At 57.4% G+C, this 18,252-nt stretch carries 10 protein-coding genes; 8 read left to right on the forward strand and 2 right to left on the reverse strand.

Annotation, left to right across the window (positions count from 1 at the left end):
• Nucleotides 1-792 precede the first annotated feature (792 nt).
• Nucleotides 793-2,058, forward strand: coding sequence for an AAA family ATPase (locus DFO47_RS13865; RefSeq protein WP_243835493.1), 1,266 nt, complete (start codon nt 793-795; stop codon nt 2,056-2,058).
• Nucleotides 2,048-2,683 carry an HNH endonuclease gene (locus DFO47_RS13870; protein ID WP_133832026.1) on the forward strand — a complete coding sequence of 212 codons (636 nt, stop codon included), beginning with the start codon at nt 2,048-2,050 and terminating at the stop codon, nt 2,681-2,683. The genes DFO47_RS13865 and DFO47_RS13870 overlap by 11 nt, the downstream gene beginning before the upstream one ends.
• Nucleotides 2,684-3,397: 714 nt before the next feature.
• On the opposite strand, the gene DFO47_RS13875 is transcribed toward DFO47_RS13870, so the two are convergent.
• Complete coding sequence (locus DFO47_RS13875; RefSeq protein WP_133832027.1) at nt 3,398-4,774, reverse strand: hypothetical protein; 1,377 nt, start codon at nt 4,772-4,774, stop codon at nt 3,398-3,400.
• Nucleotides 4,771-8,181: a serine/threonine-protein kinase gene (locus DFO47_RS13880; RefSeq protein WP_166651726.1), complete on the reverse strand. Its 3,411-nt coding sequence runs from the start codon at nt 8,179-8,181 to the stop codon at nt 4,771-4,773. The genes DFO47_RS13875 and DFO47_RS13880 overlap by 4 nt, the downstream gene beginning before the upstream one ends.
• 306 nt (nt 8,182-8,487) lie before the next feature.
• Between DFO47_RS13880 and DFO47_RS13885 the strand changes: the two genes are divergently transcribed.
• The 6 genes from DFO47_RS13885 (at nt 8,488) to DFO47_RS13910 (ending at nt 18,079) form a co-directional block, all read left to right on the forward strand.
• On the forward strand, nt 8,488-9,357 hold the full coding sequence (locus DFO47_RS13885; RefSeq protein WP_133832029.1) for a DUF3883 domain-containing protein: 870 nt from the start codon (nt 8,488-8,490) through the stop codon (nt 9,355-9,357).
• Nucleotides 9,358-9,754: 397 nt separating this feature from the next.
• Nucleotides 9,755-11,128, forward strand: a complete 1,374-nt coding sequence (dcm, locus tag DFO47_RS13890) for a DNA (cytosine-5-)-methyltransferase (RefSeq protein WP_208294407.1) — start codon at nt 9,755-9,757, stop codon at nt 11,126-11,128.
• Between the two features lie 32 nt (nt 11,129-11,160).
• A complete protein-coding gene (locus DFO47_RS13895) occupies nt 11,161-13,059 on the forward strand; it encodes a DUF262 domain-containing protein (protein WP_133832031.1) in 1,899 nt (632 codons plus the stop codon).
• Nucleotides 13,060-13,066: 7 nt separating this feature from the next.
• Nucleotides 13,067-15,883, forward strand: coding sequence for a Z1 domain-containing protein (locus DFO47_RS13900; RefSeq protein WP_133832032.1), 2,817 nt, complete (start codon nt 13,067-13,069; stop codon nt 15,881-15,883).
• Between the two features lie 12 nt (nt 15,884-15,895).
• Nucleotides 15,896-16,981, forward strand: coding sequence for a PD-(D/E)XK motif protein (locus DFO47_RS13905; protein WP_133832033.1), 1,086 nt, complete (start codon nt 15,896-15,898; stop codon nt 16,979-16,981).
• Between the two features lie 231 nt (nt 16,982-17,212).
• Nucleotides 17,213-18,079 carry a DUF5677 domain-containing protein gene (locus DFO47_RS13910; RefSeq protein WP_133832034.1) on the forward strand — a complete coding sequence of 289 codons (867 nt, stop codon included), beginning with the start codon at nt 17,213-17,215 and terminating at the stop codon, nt 18,077-18,079.
• The last annotated feature ends 173 nt before the right edge of the window (nt 18,080-18,252 follow it).

Genomic DNA, 18,252 nt, shown 5'->3' on the forward strand with positions numbered 1-18,252 from the left:
CGTTAGATCGAATTCCAGTTTCTCGACATTTTGTGCGCGCGTGGTCCACCATTTCGAGGATGCAGGCCCGGTTCATGGCAGGGTTCGGGGTAAACGTCAAGACCTGGTGCAACCTCCCTTGACTATCGGTGGCAGTCTGCTGTTCATTACCCTTTCCTTGTGTCGAGGCCCGGCCAAGCAGATCTCGACCAGAACGTTTTCGTCGAGAGAACGCAGTCTTCCGTCGCAAGTTCGCACAGGAGAATTTGAGCAGCGGCCGCGACCTTTCTGCCGAAAGTACCGTTGTTCTGTCGTTGGAACAGCTGATTTGCCAGAGGCTTAGCGGAGGCCGGTGAAGCCCGATTGGCCGTTGAGCCCGTCGCCTCGCCCGCGCCATCTCGTGCATTGTTCAAACGAAAGGGAGGGCGTGTGCGGGAATGGTGCCGCCGCGGGTCTTGCGCAGCGGTCGTTGAGTTAGGTTGCCACCTCGCGCAACCGGTGTCCAAATCCATGATCTTCGACATCCAAGGCTCGTACCGCCGCCAGGCCCCTCGTGGTCGAACATAGTGGGTTAGTCTCGGGGGATATGTGTACGAAAGAAAGGGAGAGATGTCATTTCGACTTCTTAGTATCGAAGAAGATCCAGGCCCTTATGCCTCCAGTGAAAGGCTAGAGGCCCGGAAGATACCCGTTTCTCCTATGGAAATGCGCCCTGATGGCCAAGGCTCTTGGACGTCCGTGATTGTAGGGCGAAATGGTTTAGGAAAGAGCAGGGCGCTCGGGGGTGCGGCAAGACTTTTCGCGACTCTTGATATGGCCACGCCTAGACTGCAGAAATCGGATGCATGGAAGTGGAAGGTGAGGTATTGGGCAAACGGAAGCTTGTGTGAGCTTTGGTCGGGTGAACGTGGTTACATCTTTGGGTCCCGCGACGGAGTAGCAGTTGATCCATCGGAGCTTCCTCGTCCGCGCCGAGTCATTGCGCTCACCACTACGGTGGCCGACAAGTTCCCACTTGGAGACCATCGTGAGGAGGAAATATCCCGATCCTCCTATTCCTACCTCGGTCTCCGAGATAGATCGGGTCGCGCATCCTCTACTGCTGTTGCAATTCAGGCAATTGAGTCATTAACTGCCGCCTCAGAGTACGGCGCGTTCCAGCGTGCGAGAATTGTCCGAATTTTCTCTTTCCTTGGTTACGAACCGAGGCTACGTCATCGCTACAGGTGGCACTACGCGATCGCCAACGCTCCCCGCGATCCCGGTGAGTTCACAAACTGGGCACAAACGTCACGAGCATTCTCTGGACACCTCTCGCGGCTTAGAAATCGACTTTTACTTGAGTCCGACCTAGCGGAGCGATTGATTCGCGGAATAAAGGCATTCGAGATCAACCAAGACTCGAAGTCGAGCACGCTCTTGACTATTGATCTGAGTCAATCCGGCGGAAGTTCGCGTGAATCTTTCGAAGACATTCAATTCCTAAAGCGGCATGGATTGTTGCGCCTCAAGTCTGTGGAATTGAAGCGAGTCGACTCGGGAGTCAGGGTGGACCTTCAGGAGACAAGCTCAGGAGAACTAGCTCTGGCCACATCATTCCTCGCTCTAGCGGCGAACATGGATGATGACTCCCTGGTGCTGATAGATGAGCCAGAGGTCAGTCTTCACCCCGAATGGCAGTCGCGCTATATCAGCTTGATTGCCGACATGTTCTCTGAGTTCAGAGGGGGGCATTTCGTAATCGCAACTCATTCGCCCCTCATCGTCTCCAGTGTTCCAGAAGGGGCGGCCAACGTGGTCTCACTTGACACAAGCAATCCAGACGAGGCCTCTGGCGAATCGATCGACGAACTACTCGTTACCACATTTGGTGTGACGACCGAGAACAACCTCTATATCAAGCAGAAACTGATCGAGGCGCTCAGACTTGCTGCGGACGGGGAAACTAAAGGGGAGAGATTTGGGTCAATCATCACACTTCTCAGATCGGCCGTTGAGCGCCTCGACGTCGAAAGTCCGATGAGGAGCCTTGTGGTGGATCTTGCAGAAATCCAAATTGGAGGCTCTTATGCCTCTTGAAGCATTTTCTCTGAAGGAATCCGACCATGAAAATATTCAGCACGCTTTGGATGAGTGCGCGGTCACTGGTGACGACCCATGGAATCATGAGAAGTTCAAGCCAATCCGGTCACGGGCGAAAAAGTACTACATTACGGGCCAGGGCTACAGGTGCTGTTACTGCGACCAGGAAAACCGCACCTCCAACGGAAATTCATGGACTCTTGATCACATAGTTCCGCGCAATGAGAAAAGCGAGTTCTCCTTCCTTCCCGAGAATTGGGCGATCAGTTGCCCGGATTGCAACATTCACAAGTCGGACAAGCGCGTTCTGATGAATTCCTCTGTCAAGAACTATCCGACCAAGTCTTTGCGATTCAAAATTATCCATCCCCATCATGATGAGTTTGCCGATCACATCGTACGGCGCAATTTTGTCTACCAGCCCAAGGATGACAAGGGAAAATTTACAATCTACGCCTGCGACCTACTTCGTTTCGCGGCGGATCACATCAAATGGCCGCTTTCGCCTGCAGATAAGCGTTATGAGGACGAGGTGAATTTGATCCTCATCGGCGATGTGGGGGCAGCTGCTTTGAAGGAACAGATCCTGGATGATCTATTTCACAGAAATTCTGGTAATTGATCACAGGTGAGATTGCTTCCCGTTCCGCCGAATTCTAGGTTGGCTGGATCCAGTGGCTGTTCAAGCTTTTCAAGACATTGCATCCTCTCTGGAGAAGCCCAACTGGAGCGGCGTCGGGAAGAGCATCTCGTTGTCTTGGAAAGTTGTCTCGCTGTACGGCGGGGTTTTCTGCCGGTGAGACATCTCACGTATACGCGGGTGAGCATCTCTACAGCAAGCTCGAGCTTCTAAATCCGGCAGTCCCTATATTTATCGACGGCGCCTGGCACGACCTATCGCTGAAGGGTCCCGCGGCGACAATCAAAATCGCCAACGCCGTAGTGGAAATGCTCGACCGCTCTCTTCGATCTGCGGCTCCAGAGCGAGAGGTGCTGAATTGGCATCACGAATCAGGCCGGCCAGCGGAGGAGTTGCATGAAAAGCGGCCCACGCGAGGTCTCCGTTATCAGCACATAGCATCACTGACGGGCCTTCCTGCACCCTTGGTCAAGGCCCAGGCGGCGTCCCTGACAGCGCTAATGAAGGAAGCACAAAAAGCCAAACATTCTATAGCAGCTGACTATGTCGCCGCACAAGTCCTTCTACTGACATCGGAATCCCTGTTGATGTCACTCTCCTTGGGAGGCCGCTGACCTGGCCGGTAGTAGCCCAATCGGCTTGACGCACACCGGTTACGAAAACAGACCTTCGGGGGCGTCGCACGGAAGAGTTCGATTACTTGGCGTCTTGCTGAAGGATCGTCACGTATTGTTTGTATGCCTTCTCGACCTCACTAGGAATTTGAACCAGTGTGCCTTCTTCCATTCGAAAGGTTCTGTCCGGATCGCCCTTGAAGGACAGCCAGTTGAAGCTGGTATTGATCCATATGCCGTCGTAGATAAGGATTTTGGCATGCGTGTTCTTTAGCCGTATGAAATGGAACTTGCTTGGGTAGCGTTTCGACAGATTGTGCAGTTTCCTCAGTGCCCAATCGTCTGAATCACGATCGTCCGGACCGATTCCATGACCGATGTAGACTTCAACGTCGGCTCGAAGGCGCCGCTCAAGTTTGGCGGCAAAGTCAGTGTTTACAACGCCACCTTTTACCCACGGCGAGATGATCAGAAGCCGTTTTTTGGCTGACTCTAGGGCCGCGGTCAAATGATCCGGGTGCTCGAAAACGCTGACACTGCGGACAGGCATTTCGGACACTTTCGGAGGCGCTTCGGTGCTAGACGGTTCGACGCTCTCGACATCAGGGAGCGAGGTCTTAATCCCTTGGGCCAAGACTTCGACCTGTTCGGCTGACACACGCAGCTTTTCCAACGCTGGTTCAAGTCTGGGGCGCGGCTCGGGCTGGCCGACTTGGATACCGAGCTTAGACACCGCATCCATTGCTGCCAACTCCAGCCCATGCGTTGTCTGAAGCTCGCCATCGATACAAAGGGCGAGTTCTACTTCCCCTGAGTCAGGGTTGCCGTAGATGAGCAGTTTCGCTGGAAGGTAGAGAAACTGGTTTTGGGAGGCAATTTTTCGGATTCTGATGATCTCAATGAGCCGATTTCGGTCATCGCGACTACGAAAGATCTGGTTGAAACGTTCGACCGTCAGATCCTCCAAGGTCACTCGAGAGTGTTTCTTGGCCGGCAGCAGGAGGTAACCGAGGTCCTCGGCTTCTTTCTTACGCACCAAGGTGATCTGCGGATAGTTCTCGATGCTCCAAGTCAAGCGATCAAATGGGACCGGCAACTGCCTAAGCACCGGCTGAATGGCAGCTAAGCTTCGTGCAGTTTCCAAACCTTGGGCAGTCAGCGCCAGTCCGCCACCCAAGCGCCTAACGTTGCCTTCGCTAACCTGCTCAGCGGTGGCATTGAGCACCTGTTCCCGTTCAAGTCCGAGCAGTTCCGTCAACTCGTCGATATGCTCGACGCCTTCATGGATGAAGCGAATGATGAATTCGTCTAACAATGGAAGTTGCTTGCGCTCCTGGGCGAGCACATCGAGCCGAAGTACCGTTATTGGCAGGGCAGCCTCGACGAGTCCAAGTAGCTCAAGACCAGGACGCTGATTACCAAAGCGACGCCGGATCTGTTCAGAAGCAGTGACGGTCATCGTTCAGCCATTCTGATTTCGCAATCCTCGTGGTGCATTTCTATATATGTGAGGACTTGGCGCAGTGCCCCCGTCGTTCCCTTGATGAATCCAGCGTCGCCGACAATCGTCAAGCCGAATTTTGCGCGTGACAAGGCTACATTGATACGTCGCCAATACTCGGGACCCAGGAAACCCAGGTGTCCGCCCGCATTACTGCGGGTGACTGAAAGCAAGGCAACATCCGATTCCCGTCCTTGCACGGCATCGACGGACATGATGGTGACGTTCAAGTGAGGGAGGCGGCTCAATAAGGGAGCGACTTGCACCTTTAATTCGGTGACCTGGCTTACGTAAGGCGCAATAACGAGCACCTCCAAGGCTTTGCTTTCCTTAGGAAGCTTGATGACCTTATGGTCGATGGCATTGTTGAGAATTCTCAAGCGATCCATCAGTACTCGGACCTCCGCGCGGTTGGCATAGCTGGTCGCCTGACCCTGGGGTGCGGACTCCCTTCGGATATCGCCGAGGGCAGAGGTGTCTACCCACATCACCGGCTTGCCATAGCCGACTTCGTAACCATCCAACCCATTCTCACGGTTTGAGCTGAGTTTTTCATCGTAGAAGCAGGATGAGATGAGGTCTCCAATGGGGCGAATCATGCGGTACTGCTGACTAAGCATCATCTGGGAATGAGGAGGCAGCTTGTCGGCCAGGCGCTGAAAGAGTGTCTCCTTGATGTCCTCCTCCGAGAGTTGTTGCTCAGTCAGGAGCTCGCGGCTTCGGAGCAATTCTTCATCTGTAGGAGGCAACTGTTTCGTATCTCCAACGAAGACCCAACGGTTGGCGCGAGACACAGGCACCAGGGCCTCGGTCAAGGTTGCGCGCGAGGCTTCGTCGACAATGCATAGGTCAATATCGAGATGGCGAACGGCAGGATGACGCAGAAAACCTGTGCAAGTACCCGCAATAACGCTGGTCTGGTCAAGAAAGGTCGTGGCTAGGCGTTCGTCAGAAGCGATGCGCTGCAGCCACTGGCCTTGAAGCCGTAGGCGGGCCAGTAGCGCGCGCTCGGCGTCGCCGTCACCGACAAGCAACTCGACGGCGTTGAGCGCGTCCTGACTTGTCATGTTGCGGGAAAGAGTGAGGTCGCTCGCTAGCAGAGACTGAGCCTCCTCGACTAGCTCATCCCGCAAGTCGATGAGCGCATCGACCCGCTCTTGGACGGACGACGTCGACTCACTTGGTCCCAGGGCGGTGGTAAGCTCCGTCTCCTCGGTCTCCTTCTGGTCTTCAATCAGTGCCCGCGACTGCAGCATGGTGATCTCGTTAACGGTCCCTACAAACTGCTGCAGGGCGAGTGCGGCACGAAGGTGGGCGCTAGGAATGCCAGCAGCTTCCGCGCGAGCCCCCAGTTGCGCTTCAGCCCGCTTGCGAACCAGCTGCGCCCAGCGCTTCATCTGGGCTTCTAGTAATAGGTGGCGTACGGAATTGCTGACGCGAGTTACGTCTGCACTAGTGAGTCGGACAAGATTGGAGAAGCCGCCTGCATCAAGCTTCTCCAAAGCGTTGTCCACCGCGACATTAGTTTGTGACGCTATCAATATCCGGGCATCCGGTTTGGCAAGAAGCGTTTGCTCAACAAGTTCGGCAATAAAACTTGTCTTGCCAGTGCCTGGGGGACCTTGGACTAAGAATAGGTCCGAGGCTCCAATCGCCTTACTGACAGCTTCCTTCTTGCTGCTATCAAGGTTGCGGCTCCAGTTGGTGATGGCTGCCGGGCAAGGCTCCTTGGCGCCCTCTGGGCGCAGCAACAGTTCTCGCAACTCTGGACGAGCAGCTGCGCCGTTCTTGACTGCAATAACTGCCTCGCGTTGCCTTCCGATAGCAATCTCGTCCGGGCCGATATGCGGGATGAGATGCCCGCGATCGGGCAAGCTGCCCCAACGGTTGCCTAGGATGACGACTTTGTCCCCGTCATGGTCAACGACCTCACCCCAGCCGAAGCGTCGTTCGCTGTACTGGTCCTTGACTCGCCATTCCGTGTTGACGAGATCTTGTTCCACAGGATCAACGAGAGTGAAAGTCGCCTCGCGGCCCTTAGTTGTGCACTTGGTGTAAGCAATCGGCTTTTTTTCGCCCCGGGCAAGCTCTTCGCGGGCAGTGAGTACCCGAAGCCAGGTATCGAACAGGTCATCGCCCTCACGGTCCACTGCTCCGGCAGCGATGCTCTCGGCTTGCTCATTGTAAAAATCATCAAGTGCGTCGATCAGCTCCCCTACGGCCTCCCTTGCAGCAGTGAGGTTAGTGGGCCGGTAGAAAGCCCATTGATACCGGCGAGAGAGCAGGAGTGCTCGGCGTCGAAAACGCTCCAGCTCATCGAACTCAAGCTTTTTCGCGGAGACGAGCACCGCGCCTTCGCCATCTGGCTTGATATGGAAGCGCCAGGTCTCCCCCACAATAAAGAGGGAGTCACGCTGTGGTTCACCTGTGTCTCGGTCGAAGAAGAAAGCCGAATAGACCTCCCCGGCTAGGTCAGCCTGAGCGATCGCTTGCGCCTCCTGTCGGTTGTCCCTATCCCCGGCGAGTGCAGCGGCGGCGCTGCCTTGCATCCTTAACCAGATGGCCTTGCTGGAAGCCGCTGTGGTGACGCGGCGCTTCTGCGCAGTTGCGAGAAGGCCCAATAAATCACTGGCATTCTTTGGACGCTCGCTCGGATCAGTGGCGATACAAGCGTCTAGGATTTTACGAATCGCAGGTGGTACATCAACGCCCTGCACTGCATGCTCAACGTCCGCCAAGGAGGTTAGCTGGTTCTTGCTCAAGCACTGAAGTAACAAAACACCAATAGAGTAGACGTCGCGGACATACCGAGCGTCGGCGTTCAGCTCCGGCGGGGCGTAGGGACGGGAGTGCCAGTCCGCCACGGTATTGGTGGTTTCCTCCTCGTCGCCACGGATTTTGGCGATGCCGAAATCGGCCAACATGGGTACACCACTGGAGGACATAAGCACGTTCTTCGGCTTGATGTCCCGATGCTCGACCTGCTTAAGGTGCGTATAGGCCAGAGCCTCCACGAGGGGCAGGGCGAACTCCGTGTAAAGGCGGTCCCATGAGGTCCAAGGGCCCGTCTCCTTGAGAACGTCGTCGAGGTTGCGTTCGACCCAGTCCAAAACGATGTAGTAGGTGCCTGTCTCGTCAATTCCGGAACCGCGGTAGCGGACGATGTTGGGGTGAGTGAGCTCTCCGAGTGTCCTCGTTTCACGTCGAAAAACCTTAAGACTCAGATCATCGGACTGGCTGTTTACAAACTTAACAGCCACGAATGATCCGTCGCGTCGATCAATCCCCTTGCGAACTACCCCAAAGTTTCCCCTTCGGGAACCAACTTCGAGCAGGGTGAAGTGCCCCCCAACTTCATCCGCCAAAATCTCTCCTCGATGTAACTGGTGCGCCTCCGGCGGCGGCGATAACAGCAATCTTTCCACTATGGACAGACAGCAGCGGGAAAATGGGTTCCGCCACACCGATCAAGTCAGGCAAATCAAAACAAGCCTTCCGGGGAGGATCATAAGGGAGAGCTTTGAGCTTGTTATAGGTCGCGGTTCTCTCGTGCCCGAGGCGGTCCTCGGAAAGATAAAGGGCTGCCGTAACCATCAGGAAGAGAACTGCGTGTGGAACTGGTCGGCGGATTGCGCTGCGCGCAATGTCGCGTAGTGCTATAGCCTGGCAGCATGATTATGGGGGAGACTGGAAAACCGTGGACCGACTATGAAGTTAGGGCCACTGTGACAAAGTACTTTGACCTGCTTTTGATGGACTTACGCGGGCAGAAATTCGTCAAGGCCAATGTCTATCGCGAACTGTCGGAACAATTCCGTTCGCGAAGCTTGAAATCGATATCATTCAAAATGAGCAACATCAGCGCCGTTCTCGTTGGTCTCGGCTACCCACACCTGCCTGGCCTGTCGCCGTTGGCTAATTATCAGGGCAGTCTAGTAGAGGCCGTCCTTAGCGAACTAGGACATAGAAAATCACTTGATGTGATATTGGAATCTAGGCTCATGGATGATTCGCCGTTAGGGCCCACTGACATTACGCGGGAAGCTGATGCGCCGCTCGAGGTGATCACGGATATCTTGCATGGGCGGGGAATGGCGCGGCCGTATAGGCGCGACTATCTCCAATTGGAAGCTGCTAACCGAGCGCTCGGCTTGGCGGGCGAGTTGGCCGTAGCAAGGAGGGAGCAGTCCTTTCTTCACAGCATCGGACGAACGAAGCTTGCAGATCGCGTTGAGCACGTTGCCCAAACAAGGGGCGATGGCCTTGGCTATGACGTACTTTCTTTTGACCCAGCAGGCCGCGAAAAGTGGATCGAAGTCAAAACCACCAAGTACGCTATTGACGTGCCGTTCTTCGTAACGCGAGGGGAAGTTCGGGTCTCTGGTGCCGCTCCAGAGTTCTACCACCTTTACCGGCTTTACCAATTCGGTTCGCCCAAAGGACCGGGCCTGTATCGGCTCGCAGGAGACCTGGCGAAATCGTGTAACCTGGACGCCGTTTCTTTTGAAGCTGCGCCAAAGCAACATTTGGGTGTTGCATAGTCTGAAACGTGTGGGCCAGTGGGACTTTGAATCTGCTTCGCATCGGGGCCGACATAAATTCTACTTCCTTTGCCGACACTTAGCCCTGGGCCGAGTTCCACTCATCACAGGCACGTTGAAGCGACTGGACCACGCGGAAGGGTAGAAGCAGGAAGAGGCCGGGCATCCGGGGCTAACCGTGTTCGGCGCGGCATTCCTTCGATGTCGTGGGCCCCCGCTAGAGTACAACGGGAGAATGCAAGCGCCTGGTCACTTCGCGTGGCCCCACGCTGGCTGTATCGGGACGAGACCGGCTAAATTTCGGAGATTTGCAGGAACTCAACGGAGTCCCGGAGGGGAGCGGGACATGCGTTGTGCAGACTCACGCCTTGGAACTTCAAATTTGAAAGGGGGATCGGTGGACCAGCCCCACGCCAGATTCCGTTTTGTCGACCTTTTTGCGGGGCTCGGTGGGTTCCACGTCGCACTCAGCGACCTCGGCGGCAAAGGCGTATTCGCGGCCGAATGGGAACCCACCCTGAATAAGCTCTACGACCACAACTTCGGCATCACGCCGTGGTCTGATGTGAATGAACTGGGCTCCGACGAAATAATCTCTCAAAAGGTGCCGGACCACGATGTCCTCACGGCAGGGTTCCCCTGTCAGCCGTTTTCAAAGGCAGGGGTACAACTTGGTTTCGAGCACACGTTGCAGGGCCGGCTGTTCTTCAAGGTGTTCGACGTTCTCAGCGTGAAGCGTCCCCGGCGCCTCATCCTGGAGAATGTCCCGAATATACTCCGGCACGATGGCGGAAGGACTGCCGCAACTATTGTGGCCAAGCTCGAAGAACTCGGTTATGAGGTTCAGGTCCACCGCCTCTCTCCGCACCAGTTCGGGATCCCGCAGGTTCGGGAGCGGGCCTACTTTGTCGGATCTCTAGACGGCCTCGACACTTTCACGTGGCCCACCGAGTTCGAAGGTACGACCAGCATTGCTTCGGTTCTACACTCCGATGCCGCGCCCTCCCGCGACATTCATAAGCAGACTTTGCGGGCAATCGACATGTGGGGCGACTTCCTGCGCCGCTCACCCGCTGATGTCAAGCTGCCGTGGTTCCCGATCTGGTCAATGGAGTTTAGGGCCACGTATCCGTACGAGACCACGACCCCACCGAACTCGTGGGCTAGGAGTCGTCCACGTGAACTTGACGGCTTCACTGGTTCTTTCGGTTTTCCGCTCGAGCGGCTCAGCAGCGAAGGGCAGCGCGAACTTATCCCGAGTCACTCACGCCGTGATGGCGATATGGAATTTCCGGCATGGAAGCAGTCATTTATCCGTCAGAATCGCGAATTCTTTCTCACCAACCGGAAGTGGATCGAGCCATGGCTGTACGAATGGCAGCCGTGGGAATTCCCGTCCAGCTTCCAGAAGTTCGAGTGGAACGCTCAGGGCGGAGTGCGCGACATCGACGAGTATGTCTTGCAAGTGCGGGCCTCCGGAATTCGGGCGAAGCGGCCGACTACGGCACCCAGTTTGATCGCGATGACGAACACGCAGGTGCCGATCCTCGGGGCAAGAATCTCTCCGACGGGTAACCGTCGATATATGACGCCGGGCGAGTGCGCTGAGTTGCAGAGTCTGGGCGGTATTGACCTGCCGGAGAGCGACATCCACGCGTATAAAGCTCTCGGCAACGCCGTGAATGCAAGCGTAGTCAAAGCCATTGCCGAACCTTTGCTCATAGATCTTGAAATGTCCACACAGATTGCGAAGCGCCCGCAAGCAGCGTAACCCGCTGCAACACGGAGATTAGGGAGTTCCTGATGGAGCCTTACAGCACCGAAGAGACCGAAGACGATCTTCCTGACGAAGATTGGCGCACGCAGCTCCAGGGCAAGATAGCGGAGTCGCTGGCAGAACTTTCAGAGGCGACGGATGCGCCATCCGGCCTCCAGCTCTGCCCCCAGTTCACCGCGAGCGACGTCGACTTCCAATCGGACGCATGGATGTCCAGGCTTGCCGACGTCCAGGGCTGGCTTCACTTCAGCGATGACCTGCCAACGTCCGACGGTGAGGCATTCGTCGCAAGCCTTGCCGCTGCTTTGGGCTTCGAGGAGGAGTCGGAAGGCATCGACACCACGGGGATCGCGCCTTGGCTGACGGACGTCGCGTTGGAACGGCTGAGTGAACGCGCTGAACTGGCCGCCCGGCAGCAGCAAGCGTTCCTCGCCGAACTGGACGTTGAAGGCGCCAACCGAGCGTCTGCAACTACGGCATGGGCACAGGCCTGGTCGACCGAGGAGGATAGTGCCGAAGCGGTAGCTCCGGAGCCCGTGACTGCTAGCGCCGATGTCTGGGCTATCTCCGTGCTGAGTGGCACGGACTTGAACCTGGCTCCTTCCTACCAACGAGGCGATGTGTGGCGCACGGGCGACCGTCAGGCCCTGATCGAGTCCGTCCTGCGAGGTATACCATTGCCCTCGATCATCTTGCTCAACACGGGGGCGGCTACACCGCATGAAGTCGTCGACGGAAAGCAGCGTCTGACGGCGATACTGCGATTCATCGGAAAACACCCCGTCGCCCTCGAGAAGATCGCCGAGGCGGACAAGAAGTACCCGACGGCTGGGTTGAGTACGCTTTTCGACTCTGATTACCCCAAATTCCGCAGGGCTTGGAAGCAGGTCGTGGGAGAGCCGCTGACGGGGAAACTCGAGGATGAGTATTATTTTCCCTTTAAGCTTCGGGCTGATGGACGGGGCGGACTGGTGGGCCCCACCCTGCAACCCCTACGCGGAAAGTACTTCACACAGATCAAGAACAACATCGTCAACGTCGCAGATCAGGAAGTGACGGTCAAGAACCTCTTTGGAGCGGTTCCCCGGTACAAGGTACCGGTCATCGAGTACACCAAGGCGAGCCAACGCCAAATCCACGAGGTGTTCAAGCTCTATAACAAACAGGGCATGCACCTGAATGCCGAGGAAATCCGCAACGCGATCTACCACGATATCGAACTCACACGCGCAATCCTCGTCGCCGCAGGAGATGCCAGTTCGCGGAGCAACACCGCAGATGTCGCCCCCTCTCTGGTAAACGTCGCAGGCATCCAGGAACTGAGAACGACTCTTAAGGAATACGGCTTCGGAGACTCGCGCTATCGCCGGACCAAGGTTCTTGGCTGGGTGGTGTCCGTGCTCCTGAACGACACCAAAAAGAAAGACCTGCCGTCAACAGCACGGCACATCGACCTCCTCCTCGCCCGTGTCCAGGACAGCAATTCGCATATACTGCGCAACGAGGCAAAGCTCGCCGACCTGTTCGGCTGGATAGCCCGAGCGGCAGAGCTCCACGCGGCGCACGACGAACTCTGGTCGGACAAGTTCAAGGATGGCGGCAAAGGAAATAAGTGGCAGGAGTTGCAACTCGTCGGCTCATTGGTCGGCGTCGCGATCGCCGCAGCCGGCGCACCGGACGACATCGAGGACCGTATCACGGCCTCCGCGAATAAGATCCGCGAAGCGACAACCACAAAGGCGTGGCAACGGATTGAAAAAACTCAGACGCGTACCCAGTGGGACTACATCGCGAGGATCGCTCAGGGCGTCGTTGAAGAGCTAGGCGTCGATATCTCCATGGCGTCGGAGGCGATCAGGGCACGGTTCGGCTCATCCGGTGTCGAGTCGCTCCTCAATTCGATCCTCCCGTCAAAAGCGCAGTAGTGGCGGCATGACAGAAGACGTAACAGAGCGGGTTTACCTCAATCCACCGCCTTCGCCCGCAGACACAAGCCGTTCGTGGTGGCAACGGTACGCTGCGGAACTGAACGGGCTCACGGTGACGTCCGGCGAAGCGCTAGAAGCCGACTGCAAGTACATCTTGAATCGCGGCATCTTCGGCGTTGGTGAACCCAATTTTGCCACATGGCCTGCGGATAGAGTTCGGACCGGCTTGGTCATGGGCTCAGTCCAATCGGGCAAGACCGCGTCGATGTTGGGTGTGACAGCACTCGCTCTCGACCACGGCATCGACATTGTTGTTATCCTCGCGGGCACACGCCTATCACTCTGGCGCCAGACATATGAGCGTCTGACCGCGCAACTCGATGCAGGAGCGGACGATGCCGAGCGAGCTGCACGGCGTATTCTGTGCCCCCGCCCCGGAATCGTGCTGTCCGGGGCCGCAGCATCACTGACGGAAACGTACCGGATCACGTCCGCGCAGATTCGGCGGAACCTTAACGCTAAGCAGCCGCTGATCGTTGTCGCAATGAAACAGACCAACCACCTCTACGCGCTCGGCAGTTCCCTCCGCACCAGCGTCTTCAGTGCGGTGAGGGGGCTCCCGCGCCCGGTACACATGCTCGTGCTCGATGACGAGGCGGACGACGGCTCGGTCCTGGACGCCGTTGTGGAGGCGGGCCAGGACCCAATCTCTGGGAATCTCAAGCAGATCCCTCGCGCCATTGCCGATCTCTGGGATCCCCGCGCGATGAGCCCACCATCCAACCTGTTCGCTACCTATGTCGGCTACACCGCGACGCCGCAGGCGAACTTGTTGCAGGAAGACCACAACCCCTTAGCACCGCGTGACTTCGTTATCTCTCTGCGGACGCCGCTCGACAGCGGGTACCCTGTCGACCTCAGCAATGACCGAGCGCCAAGGTCGTCGACCTACCCCGAACCGGCTGGGCTCGACAGCTTCTATACGGGCGGCGAGGTGTACTACCGGCGGGGCGCATCGGCGGAACTGTGCGTGGAACTCATCGGTCAGCCTGATGATGACCTAGGAGAGTCGTTGCGCGCTTACCTAGTAGCAGGCGCCATCAGGCTCAACCGGGCAGCCTCCGGGAAGCTGGGACCGCACTCCGCGGCACGGGTCGACTTCGACTGCCGCGAGGATGCGCTGACCGCCTCATCGGCGCCCCACTCCATGCTCTTTCATCCGTCTGCTGACATTGACGGGCATTTCAGAGGCGCCGAGGACGTGCTGCTATGGGCAGGCATCAGCGACCGCACAGCCGCCCGAGAACTCCTGGAATCGGGAGACGCGCGCCTCCCGGCCAGCCTCGTCAAGAAGATGCTTAACGAGCAGGCTCTGTGGTCTGTGTGGGTGGACAGATACAGCCGCTCTCTGAGCCAGATCACCACCGAGTTCAATGTCCTGAACGCGCGCGAGGTGCCGGACTGGCCCACGGTCAGGGACTTATTGGTAACCGAGATAATTCCGGGCACGCGAGTCTCAGTGGTCAATAGTGACCCGACTGCCGACGACCGCCCCGAATACACGCCGTCCTTGGACGAGACCACCGGGAGGTGGCGCGCGGCGCGCGACCTGTCCACCATCTTCGTTTCCGGCAATGTGATGGCTCGTGGGCTGACCCTGGAGGGGATGACAACGGCGCTGTTCCAGCGAGGATCTGCGAATCCACTTGCGGATACTCAGATGCAGATGCAGCGCTGGTTCGGGTACCGAGGGCCACACATTGAGTTGTGCCGCCTGTTCGCGACGCGCTCTCAGATTGATCTGTTCAGGGCCTATCACGACATCGATGAATCGGTCCGCGTTGCCATATGTGAAGCGATGGAGGGCGACGCCCCCGACCCGGTCGTACTGCACGGCTTGCAGTTTCTAGCTACAGGGAAGATCGCGAACCTCGGTCGGAAGCCGCTGTGTCCGAGTTCTAAGCCCTTCGTAACGCTGATCAACGACGGCTGCACGCCCGACCCGAATGCGCAACTCATCGCTGACCTCTTTTCAACCCGCGACTCTACCGAACTGACTGTGGGACAGAGAACGAGAGGGCGCGCGCTCCGCGAGACTCTGTCACTAGCGGAGGCCGCGAACCTCCTGGATGACCTCACGTACGACTTCTACCACCCCGGTGCTGATAACCAGTTGGGGTACCTCTGGTCGCAGTTGCAGGCCCGCGTTTCGGCGATCCACCCACTACCAAGTGGCGCGCAGTTATACAAACCACCCGCACCGACTTCTGGCGCGCCATCGCAGGGGCGGCAAGACTGCCCCTATACGATCCCGGCTTACCTGCGTTTGTGGGAGGCATGCTTAACTCGGCCCGTCCGTGGTCTTTTTGTGACGGGCTCACCGGCCGACCTTTGGTCGATGGCGAACCTACACGAAAAGCGCCTGCAGCAGCCGAGATTCTCGGTGGGTATCCGTTTCGGCGCTGGCGCGCCAATCAGTAGCGGCCGTCTCGCAGACCTGGGTTTCCAAATTCCTGCGACGACAAAGCGCGTCGGAGCCAACGGAGAACTCGAGACGACGTGGGGCGCGAACGACCCGAGTGCAGGCCCGCGTGAATACCGCGGCGACGAGTTCTTTGACTACTATCACCGCGGCGAGCAAATCCCGGTGGTGACCAATGGTGCTCCGTGGCGGCCCCCGGGGTCACACGGTCAGATTCTCTTCTACGTGAACCAACTGCCGGGCCAGGCACATCCTGCCGTGGCGGTCGGTATCTGCATTCCATCGGGCGGCCCCGAGCAGTTCGCTGCGACACGCACGGGGACGCTGAGCGTAGCCTGACGAGGAGCCAAGATGACAACTTACGAGACAGTTCTCGATCTCATCACACGCGTACCGAGCGCGTTATCAGTCGGTGTCCGCGATATCAAGTGGGTGACCGGGGCTCATGTGGTCGGTGTATCGAGAGACCACCTGGGCCATGTCGAGGTGTTTCTCAGTGGCGCCGAACTGAAACCTTTGTCGAAGGTGGTCGGCGACGCGATCGAGTTCCGCGCCTGGCACCGCGATCAGGCCCCGCCGTTCGAAGCGAACCGACTTCTGCTCCCTTCGCTCGGGTACTTCGATCAGGTGGCCGCGTTCATCTGCACCGAGTTGCTGCGGGGCGGTGCTGATGTATCCCTGAGGCAGGCGTTCGCTCAGACCGAGCCGATCATCGAGCTGGCTATTGAGAGACTCCGCCTATCCAACGAGGCCATCCTCGGTCTAGCTGGCGAACTTCTCTTGCTTGACGCCCTGTGTCACCAGGCCGATGATCAGCAAATAGCCCCGATCATCGGATCGTGGGACGGTTGGAAGAGGTCGTCGAGGGACTTCTCCTGGTGCTCCACCGGCGTGGAGGTGAAGACTACAACCCGGAGCCATTCCTCGCATCTCGTTGAGGGGATCCATCAAGTCGAGCGGAGGGACGGCTTCGATGGAGGCGCGCGGGAGGACCGGCTGTTCTTGGTGAGCATCGGTCTGCGGTCTGCGGAGCCGGGGGGCAACGCCTTCACAATTCCGCGGCTGGTGGATCGGATCATTGCGCGGATCGAGGGAGCAGGGGCTAGTCAGGCAGTGGTTGACATGTTCCTCGCTCACGTCGCGGAATATGGCGCGAGCGTGGGCGGCGGATACCAGCACGGCAACCAGGTGCCCGACCCCTCTTACACAGCACCCTTCCTCACGAACTTCTTTCGTGCGTATGACATGTCTGACAGCGCTGTCGAGGTGTTGCGCAGGGGCGACGTCGCGGTTCGCCATCACGTGGATGTCAGTTCTGTGAAATTCCGCGTGGATCTCCCGATAACTGCGAGTCCAGGCAACCCCATCGGGGGCGCGAACCAGGTGGCTCAGGTCATCCTCGACACCGCTCCATACGTCAACCAGACAGATCCGTGATGTGCTTGAAACCTGCTTAGAGTTCCGCACCCTGACTGGAACTTGTGGGCAAAGAATAGCTACGACGTAATGTCCGCTGTCATCAGGGCTTTCCCAATAATCGTGGCACTAACTGCATCCTAGGAGACGAAGAAAGGGACTGCCCTCGAACGCGCTCCAACCCGCGACGCATCCCGCGAAGCCCATAGCGCTCAATATTGATCTAACCGATCCGCGTAAAGAGAGGACCAGATGGCTGAGGAGTTGTACAACGGGGCAGCGGTTCATCAAGGCTTTCATGACCTTGCAGATCTGCGGGCTTTCGCCCGTAAGCTCATCGAGCATTGGGACAGATGGCAGATGAAACCCTTCCACATGAAGGGTGAGTACGAGGTAGGCGGCCCGATCCTTTGGAGCTTCACTAATCACGTCGTAAACCTGATGCGCACGGTCTTGGATTTATCCGAAAAAGACCGCGGCATCATCGCCGTCCCGCTCATCCGGCTCATGGTCGAGAACACTATGACCGGCATGTGGCTCTACTTGGAGCCCAGCAATACTTGGGCCATCCTCACCGAAGGTTTCCAGAAGAGAAGAGCTGCAATCAAGGGTGTGATTGAGATCGAGGGCGAAGGGTTCGATAACTCCGATCTCGATGAGATCGATCAAATACTGGAGTCCCTGGACAGCACAACGCTCCCGCCCTTCGAGCAGAGGTGTGCAGACATAGAAGGCGGAAAGGCCATATACGTTGCCTACCGCGTGATGAGCTCCTATTCCCATGCGGGGATGGCATTAGGAGATTTCTATCTCGGGGAAATCGAAGAAGACCCAGGGTTGGAGCGAATACCGGATGCCAGGCTCGAAAATCATGAAGCATGGCTCGGCACTGCCGTCTCGATGCTCATTATTTCTATGAAGCTGTGCGACAACATTGACCACAAGGGCGGCCTCAAGTCTCAACTCGACCGCGCAGCGAAGAGGATGGGTATGTCCTTGAACTTCGTAAAGACTCCGAAGAAGGAAAAGCAGGCAAGAGCGAAGGCTCGGCCGGCTAGGTCGGCATCGCAGGGCCATGACGGGGCGGAGTTCGAGCCCGGCGAACCGGCAAGCAAATAGACTCAAGCGGCGATACGCCTACGAGGAAGCCCGGAAATGTTCAACCGTCCGCTCATCATACGGACCAGGCATGCTCGCTAGCTATCGGCGGGATATATCAGGTGTGGTCTCTTGGTGAATCCGGACATGCCAAATATGTAATCTCCACTGTCCCAGTGGAGGTACTCAGCTGC

It is taken from the genome of Arthrobacter sp. AG258, assembly GCF_004364695.1.
Taxonomy (GTDB): domain Bacteria; phylum Actinomycetota; class Actinomycetes; order Actinomycetales; family Micrococcaceae; genus Arthrobacter.

What these genes read in the sequence shown, in the direction of transcription:
- DFO47_RS13865 (WP_243835493.1), top strand. Translation starts at nt 793, where the DNA reads ATGGCCACGCCTAGACTGCAGAAATCGGATGCATGGAAGTGGAAGGTG.
- DFO47_RS13870 (WP_133832026.1), top strand. Translation starts at nt 2,048, where the DNA reads ATGCCTCTTGAAGCATTTTCTCTGAAGGAATCCGACCATGAAAATATT.
- DFO47_RS13875 (WP_133832027.1), bottom strand. Translation starts at nt 4,774, where the DNA reads ATGACCGTCACTGCTTCTGAACAGATCCGGCGTCGCTTTGGTAATCAG.
- DFO47_RS13885 (WP_133832029.1), top strand. Translation starts at nt 8,488, where the DNA reads ATGATTATGGGGGAGACTGGAAAACCGTGGACCGACTATGAAGTTAGG.
- DFO47_RS13895 (WP_133832031.1), top strand. Translation starts at nt 11,161, where the DNA reads ATGGAGCCTTACAGCACCGAAGAGACCGAAGACGATCTTCCTGACGAA.
- DFO47_RS13900 (WP_133832032.1), top strand. Translation starts at nt 13,067, where the DNA reads ATGACAGAAGACGTAACAGAGCGGGTTTACCTCAATCCACCGCCTTCG.
- DFO47_RS13905 (WP_133832033.1), top strand. Translation starts at nt 15,896, where the DNA reads ATGACAACTTACGAGACAGTTCTCGATCTCATCACACGCGTACCGAGC.
- DFO47_RS13910 (WP_133832034.1), top strand. Translation starts at nt 17,213, where the DNA reads ATGGCTGAGGAGTTGTACAACGGGGCAGCGGTTCATCAAGGCTTTCAT.